Origin of the sequence: uncultured Tenacibaculum sp., assembly GCF_947498805.1 — a bacterium.
GTDB lineage: Bacteria > Bacteroidota > Bacteroidia > Flavobacteriales > Flavobacteriaceae > Polaribacter.
Genome location: NZ_CANMLT010000001.1, coordinates 526,227 through 545,716, shown reverse-complemented (window position 1 = coordinate 545,716; position 19,490 = coordinate 526,227). Strand labels below are relative to the sequence as shown.

At 33.8% G+C, this 19,490-nt stretch carries 3 protein-coding genes; all 3 read right to left on the bottom strand.

Annotated features, from left to right (window positions below):
- Positions 1-3: 3 nt before the first annotated feature.
- From Q0873_RS02695 to Q0873_RS02685, 3 genes are read right to left on the bottom strand one after another with little or no spacing between them, the layout of a single operon-like run.
- Positions 4-6,750, bottom strand: coding sequence for a fibronectin type III domain-containing protein (locus tag Q0873_RS02695; RefSeq protein ID WP_299104234.1), 6,747 nt, complete (start codon positions 6,748-6,750; stop codon positions 4-6).
- 40 nt (positions 6,751-6,790) lie between these two features.
- Positions 6,791-8,143 carry a PKD domain-containing protein gene (locus tag Q0873_RS02690; protein ID WP_299104233.1) on the bottom strand — a complete coding sequence of 451 codons (1,353 nt, stop codon included), beginning with the start codon at positions 8,141-8,143 and terminating at the stop codon, positions 6,791-6,793.
- The gene (locus Q0873_RS02685; protein WP_299104232.1) at positions 8,143-19,485 is read right to left on the bottom strand and encodes a SprB repeat-containing protein; all 11,343 of its coding nucleotides are present in this window, start codon (positions 19,483-19,485) and stop codon (positions 8,143-8,145) included. Before Q0873_RS02685 ends, Q0873_RS02690 begins: the two co-directional genes overlap by 1 nt.
- Positions 19,486-19,490 lie beyond the last annotated feature (5 nt).

The window sequence follows — 19,490 nt, the reverse complement described above, 5'->3', positions numbered from 1 at the left end:
CTTTTAAATTTGTTTAAAATCAACATAATAGACTTTCATTGTCTTCTCAACACCATTTTCGTTAAAATGAATTAACTTTTGCTGTCCATTTTCCATTACAGGAATTGGTTCTCCTGTTTGTTCTAACTTACTAGGACTTAATAATACTTCATCCTGAACTTGTATACTAATAGGTTCATTAGCATGTCTACTTGGTCCTAAATTTGCTCCCCAATCAGATAAATCGTCTATATAAACTCCATCTTTAGTAACAATACGTTGAATAATAGCTACCTTTTCTCCTTCTCCTGCCCATTTAACTGTTAATTTCGTAAAACCTTCTGCTACAGATTGTTTCGTAGTAGTTGATATAAAACTTTCATAAGTGATATCCTTTCCTGTACCATTTACAAATTTACTTTCAAAGTCAGATTTAGTAAAAGTTTTTCCACTTACTACTGTCTTTCCTTTATAATTTCTTGACGAAATTTTTCTTAGTTCTTCTAAACATTCTTTCACATGTATAAATCCTTTTTCTGCATATTCCCCTAAATAAGATTTATTATATCTCATAGGAACATTAATAAAATCTCCTTTTCTAGTAAAAGCCTGAATAGATGCTAATTGAATATCTGTTGCTTTACCTGTAGGAAGTAATAAACCGGCATTTTTCAGATCTTCAATAGTAGTCAAGGAATACTTCATACCTGGAGTCAATTTCCAATAACTAAACCAACCATATTTGCCTGAAAAATCTTCAATATTACTTATTGCTTTATCAAAAGTTCCTAATTTTTCATTTCTCTTCAAATCTCTATACCCCCTAACAACTTCCGCAAAATCAAATTCATCTAATTTATTCATAAATTCAAGAACTTTTGGGTTACTTCTTTTAATTGTTTTTTCAAATATCCTTAATTCCTTATTTTTCAGATATTGCTTAATTCTTGAATTCCCTAAATGATTTCTTAATTTCGTATAGTTTGCCAAATTAGACTCTTCTGCTATTCTTCTATAACCAAGCTCATCACCTTTCCTCAGCAAATCTTCATCAGGAGTCTCTCCTTCCTTTACTATTTTTACCTCATCTCCATCTGGTATTACTTTCTTCTTTTGTAATATTCCATCTACATATCTGGCTAATTCTTCTCCTCTACCATATCTATCAACAATTTTAGCATCATAATTAACAGTAACATTCCCTCTTTTTATAGCACTAAACTTAACAGGTAAATTAGTTTCAAACAACTTATTAACCTCTTTTAATCCGTCCAATAACTTTTGCTTACTTGCTACTTCGCTACCTTCGTTAAAAAGTTTATTTAAACCTTTAAATGACTCTTCATTATTATACTGAAACCTTTTATGAATTTTAGCCAAAACTTCAACATTTCCTTCTTTTACTCTAATTTTTGGAAATCTCTTTAAAACCCTCCAAGCTTTTACTAAATCAGTATCTCCTATAAATTTATTAGCTATTGTAGTACTACCAAAGTCAAAATCTTTAGCAAACTGTTCTAAATCTGCAACATCTAACTCATCTAAATTCTTAATAAGTTCTGGGTTATCATCTAATTTTTTCACCCATTCTCTAAATACTTCATTTGATTCTTGGAATTTATCAATTTTAGATAAAACACTTTGTTTAAATACATCAAAATTATCTAGATTTTTCAATGCATTTTGATATTCATCCTTTATCTCTTTGGTTCCTTCTTTTTGAATTTTCTTTTCTGCTTCCTCAATGAAATCTTCGATATCATCATCACTTAAATCTTCTCCTTTCTTTTTAACTCCTAACTCATCTACAATTTCTTTTCTCTTACTTCGTGAAGATTTTTTCAAATAGGCCAGTCCTTTTAACCCTCCTTGTTGCAATAGATCATAACTTGTTTTAGCTGCAAATAAATACCCCACATACCCCCATTCTTTAGGCATATCTACATTTGCTACCTTTAAGCTTAAATCTGTTACTGTATAAGTAAAATCAAGAAGAGTATACCAGTGCTTACCTGCTACTGCTAATCTTGTCCCTGCCTGAGCGCTTCTTATTGCAGAAATTGCAGCTGCTCCTTCTCCGAAAGTAGAAACTGTTATAATTACATTAAATGTATTCCAACCAAAGTTTTTCCACCTTTGTGTATCTACTTTTTTATCTAGGTAATCTATAAAAATTGCAGGTATTACCAGCATTTCCCCACATATCTCCCCTTGTCCTTTACCATCTTTACAATTCCCTGTAAATGGAGATACATCATTCATAATGGTAATACCTATTAACTCAAAAGGTGAACTTCCCGCCTCTAACAATTGTTCCCATCCATCACATGTTTTGCTATAATTACCTGTCTTATTATTTAAAGAATAAGAATAATTTTTACATTTTTTTATCCCAACAGTATGTTTACTTTTATCGTAGCTATAAATAAAATCATTTTTATTTGATACAAATGATACTAGTACATAGTCTTTCTGTTCTACATCCCATTTTAAATTAACCTTAGGTATAAATTTTCCAACTATATCTATTTTATTCTTAGCATCGGACAACCTTTTAATTTCTTTAAAGAACTCTGTATATGGGGTTTTAGAATTAAAAAAATCTGATAATTTTTTCTTCAAATTATACAAAAGAGGCGCATTATCTATACTATAATTTTCTGAGGTTTCCAATTGATTAAAAAATTCTGAAGCTTCAGAACCTTTAACTGACTTTACAACTTTCGTTATTATTGCATCCTGATTATTTCCAAAAAAGTTTGTCAAATTACCATCAAGTAGAACTTCTAATAATTCCAACTTTGTAAAGACATCCATACTTCCCAACTTTACTAAATCGGAAGCATATGCTATTTCAAACAAAGCGTTTCTCTTACTTTTACCAAAAACTGTATTTGACTTATTATCAATTATGTATTTAATAAGTTTTTTATAATCTTCAGTTTCAAAACCTGATAATATTTTTCTAAAAAGTGTAGCATCGCTTCTTTTACTGTCAAAAACACTCTCAGTGATAAAATGGTTATGCTCAAATATTCCCGATACTAAATCTCTCTTTTGATCGTAAGATAAAGATGTTATAAACTTATCATTTAAGTAGTATAAAGCCGAATAATACTCTCTTTTAGAAGCATTAACATTTAAATCTTTATTAAACTTTTCAATATTTTCTTTAACTCTTTTTAGAGCTTCATAATACAATACAAAAGCATCTTCTCTTTCCCAAAACTTATTTCTAGCCTTTCTATAAATTGCTTTATCTGATAGCCAAAAAATATTGTCTAAGTTTTCAGAAAAATCTTTTTGCATTTGAGCTAAAAGCACTTCATAAAAAGCTGGGTTCTCACATAATAATTTTGCAGTTTTTATTAATGCTTGTTTTGCTACATCATTTTTAGCTAGGTAGCTATAATCATTATAAAACTTTTCTCCTTTCGTACATAAATCACAAGCTTCCGGTGATTTAATCTTCTTCTTCAATAGTTTCTTGTTTGCTATACTTGAAAAAGCAATGTAAGAATTAGATATTACAAGCCCGTTTCCTCCACTATTCCATTCATTCTTATCTACATTGTTTTTAAATGTTCCTTCATATAAATCTATCCCACAAGAATCCTTTGTTTTTACTAATTTTCCCGTATAAACTTTTAAGTTAACACCTACTCCCAAGGTATTTGAAATTTTGTCTTTATAAACTCTTTTTTTCCAATCTATTTTACTATCAAGAGACTTTACAAAACCTCTAAATTTTTCCCCCTTTCGAGCAGCCACATACCTTTCTAACTTTCCGTTTTCTGGTAATGTGAATGCCGCAAGTTCTCCATTTCCACCAAAAGTAACATCTTTTACATTTTTAGGTATTGTAATAAACTTTCCAGCTTTAGACACAAAAGAATACCCTGATTTATCAGTAATAATATAGTTTGAAAAAGCATCAGGAATTACATTATATCCAATCATAAACTCAGAAGGAGAGAATTCACCTGCCTCATCTCCTTGGAACCAATACAATTGAATTCCTGGTGCATGTAATTTTTGCCAATCCATATGGCTAAAATCAGTACCCGTATTTCCGCTATCCATCAAATAGGTACTCGCTCCTCTTTTTGTTTCGTACTGATCCCAAGGGTGCTTTAAACCAAAAATACCATGTCCAATTTCATGCGCTGCTATGCGCCCAGCGTCGTCTTCTTTAAATACAAATCCGAATTGACGTTTTAATGGCATAAATCCATTAATATCATTCGTCAGCTTTACGCTATTCTTTAAAAAGAAAATATAATATTGATCTTTTTTAACCGAAATTTCTGGTGCTTTTTTAAAGGCTTCAATAATCTTCTTTTCTCCTTCTGTATAGTGTGAAAGTATATCACTATCTCCAACATCTAAATCTTTTAAATCTAGTTTTATCGCTTCTTTAGAAATGTTAAAATCAATTCCTGCTTTGTTGTAAATTTGTTTAATCCTTTTCTCAATATTATCAATAGGCGCTCCATCAACAGAAACTAGTGTTAAGTTAATATTTCTTTGTTGCGCATGCCATAGGTTTAATTTACCTGCAACCGTGTATTTACCTGTTGAGTCTTTTGGTTTTACTGTTGCTACAATCTCCTCTTTACCAAAAACAAACTTTCGTTTTAACTTTAAGATTGCAGTATTATCATTAGCCCAAGAGGTTTCTACTTTTGCTCCTTGTAATGTTTTAAAAACAACGTCTTTTTTACTTTTTCCATTTGCAAAAGTTACATTCGCCTTTATTTCATCTTCTTCATGCTCTGGTATATCGCTTATTAACTTGTATAAAACCGGATATTCGCTGTCATCATGCTTTTTTATAAACTCATATTGCTTTTTATATTTACTAGAGCTTATACTTTCATTATGCAAATCAGTACTATAATATCCAGACCTTGCAAAGGTTACTTCTACATCTTTAGATGATATTTGTTTTACACTGTTATTTGTACCACTTCCATTAATTCCTTCCGTATTGTTCTTATCTGGAACTCCCCCATCGGCTTGCTTTGTTGGACCTGAAACCTTTCCATCTTCATCCACTGTCCATTGCTGTCCTTCACTGTCTGTAATTACAGTTGGTACTTGCACATCTATTGGGAATGGCTCGCCATTTTCTGGATGAACTATAATGGTTCCGTTATCATCAACTGTGATATCTTTAATATCTGTATTAGAACCATCAAATCCTTGAATGCCTCCATCATCTCCAAAAACATCATCTAGTAAATTATCTACATCTAATATATTAGACCATTCTGCATCATATTCTGTAACTACTACCCCTTGTGTAAGCTGATAACTACTATTAACACTAACATTATTAAATTTTACTTTAATCCGGGTGTACTTACCAATATCTGTTAATTTGAATCCTTTTTTATCCTTATCTTCTTCTTCATTATTATTTCCTAAATATTGAGATGCAATATTTACTGCATCTATAATTTCTTTAATATTTTCTAAAAAAGGTAACGTAATATATCCCCATCCACTAAATGTCCCATTACTTCCTGTTACCTCTCTTGTTACTACAGGAAAATCTCCAGCAGTAAACGTTTCGTTTACTCCTAGCTTTGGTAATGGCTCTTGATTTGTAATGTTTATTTCTGGGGTTAGTCCACAATTATAATAAGCTGCCTCATCATTTGTTGGCGTAGTAAACTCCTGAATATTCGAATAAGCAAATCCTGACAATTGTGTACATTCTCCTCCTACTCTAAATTCATAGGTTGTGTCTGCTTCTAAGTTGTATATTTTTCCTTCATTCGTATAGCTATTAACTTCAAACCAATCGTCATCTCCATATCCCTTTTTACGATACTGAATACGATAGCGTAAATGTTCTGAAATTTGCCAATTTATTTGAACAGATTCTGCGGTTAGCGCTTGAGAAATTACAAAAGTAGGCGCAGCACAATCTTGTAAATATTTGAACCAAAATATCTCACTTCTTCCATCATTTTTAAATACCGAAGTTTCATCTATTCCATCACTTACAAATGCTCGTACTTGCCATCCATATATCTTACCTGATAACAATTGTGGTGCATCTGGACCTACTAATAATGTAGGGTTATACGTGGTTGTTTGATAAAATGGTACTGAAGCTAAAAAGTTTGCTTGTGGATTTTGAACATCCCATATTTCTTTTAATGTAAACTCATATTGTACATTGCTTACATTACTATGACGTGGCGTCCAAGTAAATAAAATATTTTGCGGATTACTTGCCGTTACTATATTATCTCTAAATGGTAAGTTTAGAATTGGTGGGTCGTTTTGTAATAAGAATACTGTTGTACAATTCTTTGCTGATAGTAATCTATTGGTAAAATAGTCATATACTTCAAAACAAAAATTATATCCTCCATTTGGTAAAGGATTATTGTATTGTTGGGGTGTTATTCCGAGAAGGTTATTTAACTCAAAATATGGCTGTAAATCAAGATTTGACAATCTTAAATTAATTCCCCCATCAACAAAAATAGGAGCCGCTCCTCTAACCATATCATGGCTTGAAATTGATAAACCTTGCCCTTCAATATACATTTTTAACCGAACCCTTCTTCCAATTTCATTTACGTCAGTTAATAATATGTTTACATATAATTTCTCATTGGTAAGCGTAGCATAATCTGAAATCTTTAGACTATACGGAGGTATCAATTGCGGAGTTACCTGAACTGGATATGTCTGGGCATTGATTAGTGTGGTAAAAAATATACCTATAATCAACATTACTCTTTGTAACATGCTTGATTTGTTTGGGGTAGTTTTCATGTACTTTTTCTTCTTAATTAGCTTCTTTTTGAACTTTTATGTCAACAACAATATGTGAGTTTGCTCCATCCTTTACAAACTCTTTTATCTTTATAGCTCCTTTACGTTTATCGTTAGTTTCAAAAACAATTATTCTAGGCTTAACCGCATTGTCAAATTCCTTTAAACCTTCACTAGTTTCTGTAACTACTAAGTTTTTTAAAATTGAATCATTGGTGATACTATCAAACTCATTTACAGACAGCGAGGTAGCACAACTACATGTTTCTTGTTTATTTACCAGTTTTGTTACCCTTGCATTTGGGATAGCATCAAAGGATACGCTTGTCGCTTTGTCTGGACTTACAAACTGATTAAAAGTGAAGCTCTCATTCAGTCCAAAAAACACCAAATCTATTTTACTTCCAATATCATCTGTAATTTGATTATCGGTATACACTTGTCTTGTAATTGTTGAAAAATAAGCTCCTATTTGATTATTCTTATGAGAAGTATTAATCCCTAGTTTTATATTTTCAAATGTTCTAATATTCGTATTTTCAACAACAGTAATGGTCTTAGTAACCACTTTTTCATCTTTACTATTAGATGCTTTTAGTTGGATCGTAAAAGTTCCAGGTGTTCTAAATTCTATTTCTGGATTTTCTTCCGTACTATTTGTAATGGTAGCTCCTTGGAATGTCCAATCATACTTTGTTGCACTGATACTTTTGTTTCTTAATGATACTTTTACAGGTACTTGGTAATCATCATCTTCAAAAGGAACTGAAAAATCGAAACTAGCCACTAATAATGGAAGTACTTCTATTTTCTTTTCTAAGGTATATTCCTCTTCTCCATTACTAACTTTTAATCTAATTTTATGCTCTCCCGGATTGGTAAATACCACATTTGAAGGATGCTCTTCATTAGAAGTATTTGGGTTTCCTCCTTCAAAAAACCAATCAAAAGAGATAGCTCCTGAACTTTTATTAATCAGTTTTACCTCTACTGGAGAATAATTATCATTTACCAACTCTACGTCAAAGGCAATACTCACAGCAGGCTTTACTATTATTTTTTCTTCTTTTACATCTGTGCTTCCATCTCTATTAGATGCTTCTAGCTTTATAGTATATTCTCCTTCTTTCTCATAAGTTATAATACCTGGATTTCTACTAGAAGACTCATTTGGTGTGGCTCCTTGAAAAGTCCATTTATATGTATCTGCTCCTTCTGTATCATTATTTATTTTAACCTTTACTGGAACTGTTTTATCATTATTAACAATTTCAGTACTAAAATCTACCACAACAGGTAATGCAACTTCATTCACACATGAAAAAAAGCTAACTACTACAAGTATATATAATACAATCTTCTTCATTATTCTATAATTACTTTTCTTATTCTTTTTGCTTTTGGTGTTTCTAATAATAATACATAGATCCCTACAGATACGTTCATATCATAATCTACCTGATACTCCTTAGCTCCTTTGAACTGCTTGTCTTTTACAACAGAGCTAGCTCCTAAACCAAACAATCGTAATGATATTTCAGCTTCTTTCTCTAATTCTACTGCTACTTTGAACTTTCCTTTGTTTGGGTTTGAATACACTTCAAACTCCTTTATAAAAGGTGTTTCCGCATCTCCTACATCGGATAAATCTCTAGCTTTTAAAACATTTACTGTTTTTGTTGCTGTCTTCTTACAATTACCTTCTGTAGCAACCAATGAAATATTATAATCTCCTGGTGCCGGAAAACGCAATACCAAACCTTCATCTGTTTTTTGTTTTACTTCCACATTTGAAGGAATAATCCATTCTACATTAGAACTGATAGGATTTGACACGTTTATAATAGCAATATCCTCCCCTACAAAGGCCTGTGATGATAGTATCAATTGTGCGTCAATATCTACATCCGACTTAAAAATTTCTACTTCTCTTGATACAGAACATCCGTCATTTGTTACTACTGTTAATTGATATTTACCAGCTTCAGATAATTCAACAATACTTCTAGTACTTCTAAAACCGTTATTCGAAGTCCATGAGTACGAGGTAACTCCGTTCATTGTAACATCATATTCTATTGTTTCTCCTTTACACAGCGTTACTTCATCAGGAACTAAGTCAAAAATAAATTCTTCTGCATTCTTTATTTCTACTGTTTTTACGATAACACATCCTTTTTGGTCAGTAATTGTTGCAACATACTCTCCATGACATGCGTTAGTAATAGTATTTCCAGTTGCTCCAGTATTCCAAGTTATATTATATGGTGCAATTCCTCCTGTTACTTGTAAATCAATTGCTCCTGTACATTCATTATAACAAACTGTATTTGTAACGTCTACTGTTACCTCTAATGGAGAACCATTTTCTAATACAATATTTTGTGTTACCTGACATCCATTTGCATCAGTTACAACAACAAAGTATCCTCCTAATGATACATTCGTTAAATCTTGTGTTGTTTCTCCCGAACTCCATTCAAAAGAATAAGGTGCAGTTCCTCCTGTTACATTTGCTGAAATACTCCAATCATTATTCCCTCCACAAGTAGTACTTGTTCCATTCAAGGTTACTGCTAAAGTTTCTGGTTCCTTGATTATAATATCTGTACTTCTTGTTACGTTGTTATTTGCATCAGTTATCACTACATGATAGGTTCCAATTCCTATATTATTTAATGATTCTCTGTTGGAAATAACTGTATTTGTTCCAGACTGATACCACTCATATGTATACGGAGCAACACCTCCAGTAACTGTTGAGTTTATACTTGCACTAGCGAATCCTTTACAAAGCACAATATTATTTTGTACCAGCGCTACTGTTAACGCTTCTGGCTGGGTAATTATGAATGTCTTAGATAAGGTACAGTTTTGAGCATCCTTAACTGTTAATGTATATACTCCGCTAACCTCGTTTGATAAATCTTCTGTTGTAGCTACGATTGTACCCGATTGATTTTTCCATTCTAATGTATACGCTTTGGTTCCTCCAATTACGGTAGCATCTATTGCTCCGTTTGATAATCCAAACCCTGAGACATTCGTTACTACTCCCGTAATATTTAAAACATCTGGTTGTGTTATATCAAAGGTAAAAGTCTTTTCTACTCCTCCTTCTTTCAACAAACAATCATTACCATCTTTGATTTGTACATCATACTTTCCGATAGCCAAGTTATCTATCACTAAACTTGAAGTTGTTGTTATCCATGCTCCATAAGCGTTGCTATCTTTTCTTAATCTATAAGAATAGTTACCTACTCCTCCATTGATGTTGATTGCTATCTTTCCGTCATTATTCTCAAAACAACTTAAGTTTGTATGTGAACTTGTGGCTGTTATTAAAGTAGGTTGTGTGATTTCATATACACTACTTGTTGCCTCATTTCCGTTGGCATCTACAACTTTTACTTGATATGAACCTGCTGGTAAATTCCCCACTATTTCTGAGTTTCCTATAACAGCTCCACTTGTTGCATTTGTCCATGTATATACATTTCCTCCTGCTCCTCCTGTACTTGTTAATTCTAAAGTCCCAGTTGCTTCTCCATTACAGTTTATTACATCTGTTTGTTTTACTGAAATAGTTAATAGATCTGGTTGGGTAATGGTGAATGTTTTAGATAAGGTACAGTTTTGAGCATCCGTTACCACTAACGTATACACTCCGCTAACCACGTTTGATAAATCTTCTGTTGTAGCTACGATTGTACCCGATTGATTTTTCCATTCTAATGCATACGCTTTGGTTCCTCCAATTACGGTAGCATCTATTGCTCCGTTTGATAATCCAAACCCTGAAACATTCGTTACTACTCCTGTAATATTTAAAACATCTGGTTGTGTTACATCAAAGGTAAAAGTCTTTTCTACTCCTCCTTCTTTCAACAAACAATCATTACCATCTTTGATTTGTACATCATACTTTCCAATAGTTAAGTTATCTATCGCTAAACTTGAAGTTGTTGTTATCCAAGCTCCGTAAGCGTTGCTATCTTTTCTTAATCTATAAGAATAGTTACCTACGCCACCATTGATGTTGATTGCTATCTTTCCGTCATTACTCTCAAAACAACTTAAGTTTGTATGTGAACTTGTTGCTGTTATTAAAGTAGGTTGTGTGATTTCATATACACTACTTGTTGCCTCATTTCCATTGGCATCCACAACTTTTACTTGATATGAACCTGCTGGTAAATTCCCTACTATTTCTGAGTTTCCTATAACAGCTCCACTTGTTGCATTTGTCCATGTATATACATTTCCTCCTGCTCCTCCTGTACTTGTTAATTCTAAAGTCCCAGTTGCTTCTCCATTACAGTTTATTACATCTGTTTGTTTTACTGAAATAGTTAATAGATCTGGCTGGGTAATGGTGAATGTTTTAGATAAGGTACAGTTTTGAGCATCCGTTACCACTAACGTATACACTCCGCTAACCACGTTTGATAAATCTTCTGTTGTAGCTACGATTGTACCTGATTCATTTTTCCATTCTAATGTATACGCTTTGGTTCCTCCAATTACGGTAGCATCTATTGCTCCATTTGATAATCCAAAACCTGAAACATTCGTTACTATTCCTGTGATATTTAAAACATCTGGTTGTGTTACATCAAAGGTAAAAGTCTTTTCTACTCCTCCTTCTTTCAACAAACAATCATTACCATCTTTGATTTGTACATCATACTTTCCGATAGCCAAGTTATCTATCACTAAACTTGAAGTTGTTGTTACCCATGCTCCATAAGCGTTGCTGTCTTTTCTTAATCTATAAGAATAGTTACCTACGCCGCCATTAATGTTGATTGCTATCTTTCCATCATTACTCTCAAAACAACTTAAGTTTGTATGTGAACTTGTTGCTGTTATTAAAGTAGGTTGTGTAATTTCATATACACTACTTGTTGCCTCATTTCCGTTGGCATCCACAACTTTTACTTGATATGAGCCTGCTGGTAAATTCCCTATTATTTCTGAATTCCCTATAACAGCTCCATTTGTTGCATTTGTCCAAGTATATACATTTCCTCCTGCTCCTCCTGTACTCGTTAACTCTAATGTTCCTGTTGCTTCTCCATTACAGTTTATTACATCTGTTTGTTTTACTGAAATAGTTAATAAATCTGGCTGGGTAATGGTGAATGTTTTAGATAAGGTACAGTTTTGAGCATCCGTTACCGCTAATATATACACTCCGCTAACCACGTTTGATAAATCTTCTGTTGTAGCTACGATTGTACCCGATTCATTTTTCCATTGCAACGTATACGCTTTGGTTCCTCCAATTACGGTAGCATCTATTGCTCCGTTTGATAATCCAAACCCTGAGACATTCGTTACTACTCCCGTAATATTTAAAACATCTGGTTGAGTTATATCAAAGGTAAAAGTCTTTTCTACTCCTCCTTCTTTTAACAAACAATCATTACCATCTTTGATTTGTACATCATACTTTCCGATAATCAAATTGTCTATTGCTAAATTTGAAACCGTTGTTATCCATGCTCCATAAGCGTTACCATCTTTTCTTAATCTATAAGAATAGTTACCTACGCCGCCATTGATGTTGATTGCTATCTTTCCGTCATTACTCTCAAAACAGCTTAAGTTTGTATGTGAACTTGTTGCTGTTATTAAGCTAGGTTGTGTGATTTCATATACACTACTTGTTGCCTCATTTCCATTGGCATCCACTACTTTTACTTGATATGAACCTGCTGGTAAATTCCCTACTATTTCTGAATTTCCTATAACAGCACCGCTTGTAGCATCTGTCCACGTATAATTGTTTCCACCGACTCCTCCTGTACTTGTTAATTCTAACGTTCCTGTTGCTTCTCCATTACAATTTATTACACCTGTTTGTTTTACTGAAATAGTTAAAGGTTTTGGCTCTCCCAATACAAAAGTATCTGATAATACACATACATTCCCATCGGTAACTGTGAACGTATAATCTCCAGCTGGTATTCCTGAAATTGTTTTTGTTGTGCTTTTTTCTATTCCATTACTATCTGTCCATTTATAAACAAATGGTGCAGTTCCTCCTAGTACATCTAACGAAATTGATCCATCACTTTTCCCTGCTCCTGTAGGTTGATTGTAAACCACATTAGCTATTTCATATTGAGCTGGCTCCGTAATTGTAATAGTACGTTCTATTGCTGGATTCGGACAATTATTATCATCAGTAATCTTTACTAAATATTCTCCAGCAAATTGATTCTCTAATCTAGGTACAGTAGTATTGGCTATTGGGTTTGTTGGGTTTGATGTTTTAAACCATGCAAACTTATAAAATCCTGTTCCGCCACTAACATCTAAAGAAATTGCTCCAGTTTGTTCTCCTCTACATCCTACATGAGTAATACTCATCTTAGCATCATCAACTACAACTTCTGATGGATTTACTAAAGTCTCATTAGCTTCTTTTACATTTCCATTTGAATCTGTTACTCGTAATTTATACGTTCCAAATCCTGTTGTTAAACTTGTTCCTGTTCCTACTACTTTGGTTAAATCACTTACATTATACCATTGATATGTATACGATGCTCCACCTGATAAAAATCCGCCTGATACTGTAGATCCAATTGTTCCTTGACCATTATAACATGCTATGGTTGATGTTACAGATAAGCTTAAAGTTAAGGCTGTTGGTTGTTTTACAGTATATTCCGCTTTTGTACTACAGCCATTGGCATCAATCACGGTCATCTCATAAACTATTCCTGATACTGAACCTGCTAAGCCTGTTGCTGGATTCGATGTAGATAAAATTGCTGAAGTTCCTTTTTCACGTAATTCGTATCGGTAAGGTGTTGTTCCGCCTGATACAGTTACTGAAACTTCTCCATTACTTACTCCAAAGGTTTTTGCATCTTTCGAACTTCCTGAGGTTATTGCTAAATCTGCAGCTGGCTCCGTAATTATAATGGTACGTTCTATTGCTGGATTAGGACAATTATTATCATCAGTAATCTTTACTAAATATTCTCCAGCAAATTGATTCTCTAATCTAGGTACTGTAGTATTGGCTATTGGGTTTGTTGGGTTTGATGTTTTAAACCATGCAAACTTATAAGATCCTGTTCCGCCACTAACATCTAAAGAAATTGCTCCAGTTTGTTCTCCTCTACATCCTACATGAGTAATACTCATCTTAGCATCATCAACTACAACTTCTGATGGGTTTACTAAAGTCTCATCAGCTTCTTTTACATTTCCATTTGAATCTGTTACTCGTAATCTATACGTTCCAAATCCTGTTGTTAAGCTTGTTGCTGTTCCTACTACTTTGGTTAAATCACTTACATTATACCATTGATATGTATACGATGCTCCACCTGATAAAAATCCGCCTGATACTGTAGATCCAATTGTTCCTTGACCATTATAACATGCTATGGTTGATGTTACAGATAAGCTTAAAGTTAAGGCTGTTGGTTGTTTTACAGTATATTCCGCTTTTGTACTACACCCATTGGCATCAATCACTGTCATCTCATAAACAATTCCTGATACTGAACCTGCTAAGCCTGTTGCCGGATTTGATGTCGATAAAATTGCGGTAGTTCCTTTTTCTCGTAATTCGTATCGGTAAGGTGTTGTTCCGCCTGATACAGTTACTGAAACTTCTCCATTACTTACTCCAAAGGTTTTTGCATCTTTAGAACTTCCTGAGGTTATTGTTAAATCTGCAGCTGGTTCTGTAATTGTAATGGTACGCTCTATTGCCGGATTTGGACAATTATTATCATCGGTAATCTTTACTAAATATTCTCCAGCAAATTGATTCTCTAATCTAGGTACAGTGGTATTAGCTATTGGATTCGTTGGATTAGATGTCTTAAACCATGCAAACTTATAAGATCCTGTTCCACCACTAACATCTAAAGAAATTGCTCCTGTTTGTTCTCCTCGACATCCTACATGAGTAATACTCGTCTTAGCATCATCAACCACAACTTCTAATGGGTTTACTAAAGTCTCATCAGCTTCTTTTATATTTCCATTTGAATCTGTTACTCGTAATCTATACGTTCCAAATCCAGTTGTTAAACTTGTTCCTGTTCCTACTACTTTGGTTAAATCACTTACATTATACCATTGATATGTATATGATGCTCCACCTGATAAAAATCCGCCTGATACTGTAGATCCAATTGTTCCTTGACCATTATAACATGCTATTGCTGATGTTATTGATAAACTCAAGGTTAAGGCCGTTGGTTGCTTTACAGTATACTCTGCTTTTGTACTACATCCATTGGCATCAATTACTGTCATCTCATAAACAATTCCTGATACTGAACCTGCTAAGCCTGTTGCCGGATTTGATGTTGATAAAATTGCTGAAGTTCCTTTTTCTCGTAATTCGTATCGGTAAGGTGTTGTTCCGCCTGATACAGTTACTGAAACTTCTCCATTACTTACTCCAAAGGTTTTTGCATCTTTAGAACTTCCTGAGGTTATTGTTAAATCTACAGCTGGTTCTGTAATTGTAATGGTACGCTCTATTGCTGGATTAGGACAATTATTATCATCGGTAATCTTTACTAAATATTCTCCAGCAAATTGATTCTCTAATCTCGGTACTGTCGTATTGGCTACTGGATTCGTTGGGTTTGATGTTCTAAACCATGCAAACTTATAGGCTCCTGTTCCGCCACTAACATCTAAAGCAATTGCTCCTGTTTGTTCACCTCTACAATTTATATTTGTAACACTCGTCTTAGCATCATCAACCACAACTTCTGATGGATTTACTAAAGTCTCATCAGCTTCCTTTACATTTCCATTTGAATCTGTTACTCGTAATCTATACGTTCCAAATCCGGTTGTCAAGCTTGTTCCTGTTCCTATTACTTTGGTTAAATCAGTTACATTATACCATTGATATGTATATGATGCTCCTCCTGATAAAAATCCGCCTGATACTGTAGATCCAATTGTTCCTTGACCATTATAACATGCTATTGCTGATGTTACTGATAAACTTAAAGTTAAGGCTGTTGGTTGCTTTACAGTATACTCTGCTTTTGTACTACAACCATTAGCATCAATCACGGTCATCTCATAAACTATTCCTGATACTGAACCTGCTAAGCCTGTTGCCGGATTTGATGTCGATAAAATTGCTGAAGTTCCTTTTTCTCGTAATTCGTATCGGTAAGGTGTTGTTCCGCCTGATACAGTTACTGAAACTTCTCCATTACTTACTCCAAAGGTTTTTGCATCTTTAGAACTTCCTGAGGTTATTGTTAAATCTGCAGCTGGTTCTGTAATTGTAATGGTACGCTCTATTGCTGGATTAGGACAATTATTATCATCGGTAATCTTTACTAAATATTCTCCAGCAAATTGATTCTCTAATCTCGGTACTGTCGTATTGGCTATTGGATTCGTTGGGTTTGATGTTCTAAACCATGCAAACTTATAGGCTCCTGTTCCGCCACTAACATCTAAAGCAATTGCTCCTGTTTGTTCACCTCTACAATTTATATTTGTAACACTCGTCTTAGCATCATCAACCACAACTTCTGATGGATTTACTAAAGTCTCATCAGCTTCCTTTACATTTCCATTTGAATCTGTTACTCGTAATCTATACGTTCCAAATCCGGTTGTCAGGCTTGTTCCTGTTCCTATTACTTTGGTTAAATCAGTTACATTATACCATTGATATGTATATGATGCTCCTCCTGATAAAAATCCGCCTGATACTGTAGATCCTATTGTTCCTTGACCATTATAACATGCTATTGCTGATGTTACTGATAAACTCAAGGTCAATGCTGTTGGTTGTTTTACAGTATACTCGGCTTTTGTACTACAGCCATTGGCATCAATCACTGTCATCTCATAAACTATTCCTGATACTGAACCTGCTAAGCCTGTTGCTGGATTCGATGTAGATAAAATTGCTGAAGTTCCTTTTTCACGTAATTCGTATCGGTAAGGTGTTGTTCCGCCTGATACAGTTACTGAAACTTCTCCATTACTTACTCCAAAGGTTTTTGCATCTTTCGAACTTCCTGAGGTTATTGTTAAATCTGCTGCTGGCTCTGTAATTGTAATGGTACGCTCTATTGCCGGATTTGGACAATTATTATCATCGGTAATCTTTACTAAATATTCTCCAGCAAATTGATTCTCTAATCTAGGTACAGTGGTATTAGCTATTGGATTTGTTGGGTTTGATGTTTTAAACCATGCAAACTTAAAGGCCCCTGTTCCACCACTAACATCTAAAGAAATTGCTCCTGTTTGTGCTCCTCTACATTTTATATTTGTAACACTCGTCTTAGCATCATCAATAATTACTTTAGGTGGATTTACCAAGGTTACTATACTTGAATATTTTGTAATTCCGCTTCCATTTCTATCTTTTACCTCAATACCATATTTTCCAGCACTAAGCCCTTGAACGGTTAAATTTGTTTTCCCTGCAAGAAATGATTTAGAATTGTCAGACAATACTTCAAACCAATGGTATCTATATCCGCTTATTCCTCCTGAAACGGTAGCGTTAATTTTCCCGTCAGAATCATTATTACAAAATAATATTCCATCCGAAGGAATTTCTACATTTATAGTTAAAACTGTTGGTTCATCTATTTTTTGATCAAACTCTTCTTTACATCCTTTTGCATCTGTTACTTCAACTGTATAGTCTCCTCCTTTTAAGTTAGAAATTGTAGCATTGTTAACTCCCAAATTAGTCCCAGAACTATTAAACCATTTATAAGAATATGGACTAGTTCCTCCCGTAACTTTTACGGTAATACTTCCATCTGGCGTTAATCCTAATGCATCAATATCAGCCGTATTTGCTGTTGCATTTTGAACTGAATCACGTTCAACAGTAAGGTCTTTTGTCGGTTCAGCAACATGAATGCTTTTTTCTAAAATACAATTCTTACTATCTTTAACTGTAACTGTATAATTTCCAGCAATAACATTTGTTGTTAAGTTTTGTGTTGTTGCTATTTCTGTTCCACTTGAATTTTTCCATTTATAGGTATAAGGAGCTGTTCCTCCCGTAACATTTATTGCTATTTGTCCATTGTTACCTCCTTTACATGAAATATTTGTCACAACCTCTGTTATTTTTAATGGTAAAGAGGGCTGATTTACAGTTATGGTTCTTTCAGTATTTTCAACTGGATTTCCAGACAACAAAACACTAACTCTTAATTTGTAATCCCCTGCAGAAACATTAATCTGTGGTGTATTTGGGGTTGTTATAGTTGAAATTAAATTGAATGTTACTCCATTCTTTTTAAACCATTCGTAACGATATATACTACTAGCTCCTCCTTCGGCACTTCCAGTAAGAACTCCATCAGTTCCTCCGTAACAATTAACATCGGTTTTATTTAAACCGATAACTAAAGGTGCAGGGTCTTCTATTTTTGCCGTTGTATTCTCTGTACATACAGTTGTATTGTCAATTACAGTAAATGTATAGGTATCATCTTTTAAGTTTTCAAATTTAAATGTACCTCCACTTGATGTTATGGTTCCAGAAAGATTAACTCCTGTTTTTGCGGTTCCTTTAAATGTGTAAGAGTAACTAGGTGTTCCTCCTGTAACTCTAAATTCTACAAACCCATCTGATCCATTTGCAGACCTAGTATTTCTATGATCTATCTGAGAAATAGCAATTGGATTTGCAGGACCTCCTACTGTAACTCCTGTTTCTATCGAAGTCTTACAACCATTTTTATCTTCTATTTGTAATGTATAATTATTTGCTGCGGTTCGTCCTGAAATGGTTTTAGAGGTTGTAAACGTTCCTGAAATTTCACTTCCGTTTAAAAACACCTTATATGGTGAAGTCCCTCCCGTAGGAGTTACCGTTATAGTTCCATTATTGTCTCCATAACAAGTTACTGATGTTGTAGATATATTTCCAACAGGTAAATTTAAGGCTGCTGGCTGTGGTAAATTTTGAGAAGCCGTCTTACTAATAAATTTATCACGTACTTTTATAGAGTAATTTCCAACTGATAAACCGCTAAAAAACACCTCTTGATAAGTGCTTGTATGAAATCCTAAAGACTTTGTAGCTGTTGGTGTTGAACTTCCATTTTTAAATAACTCAACTGTATAATTACCACTGTTTGGATTTACCCCTCCTCTAATATTAGCTTTTATTGTTCCAGTTTCTCCATTACATTTAATTATTGAACTTATAGATGCATTTATTTGTAACAATGGTGGGTTAGATAATGTAACATTCCCACTTCTTTTACTATTACAATTGTTAGTGTCAAAAGCACTTGCAGTAGTACTTCCTGTATATTTTGCATCATAAATGTCTACGCGATATGTACCCGAAGACAAACCTCCCTCATTTACACTACCTCCAGCTGATATCGTTCCGCTTCTAAGTGCTGAACTAGCATTATCCTTGTATAAAAAATATCGATAATTTGCTGTACCTCCAGTAGGTTTTATTTGTAATTTTCCTGTTGAAGCACCGTTATATTGTATTGCTCCATCAGAAGTTTGTATAAGCGTAACACCAAGATCTGCGGTTGGACCATCAATATCTATCTCATAATAAATGTTATTATCATCACTCGTATCTGGTATTGGCCCAGTTACCTGAGCATATACATTCCCTTGCACTATTAACCATAATAATGATAGGAGAATTAGAAATTTATTCTTAAACAGTAATTTCATTTTCATAGGAA

Coding starts and splice junctions, on each gene's coding strand:
- Q0873_RS02695 (WP_299104234.1), bottom strand. CDS start 6,750: ATGTTACAAAGAGTAATGTTGATTATAGGTATATTTTTTACCACACTA.
- Q0873_RS02690 (WP_299104233.1), bottom strand. CDS start 8,143: ATGAAGAAGATTGTATTATATATACTTGTAGTAGTTAGCTTTTTTTCA.
- Q0873_RS02685 (WP_299104232.1), bottom strand. CDS start 19,485: ATGAAAATGAAATTACTGTTTAAGAATAAATTTCTAATTCTCCTATCA.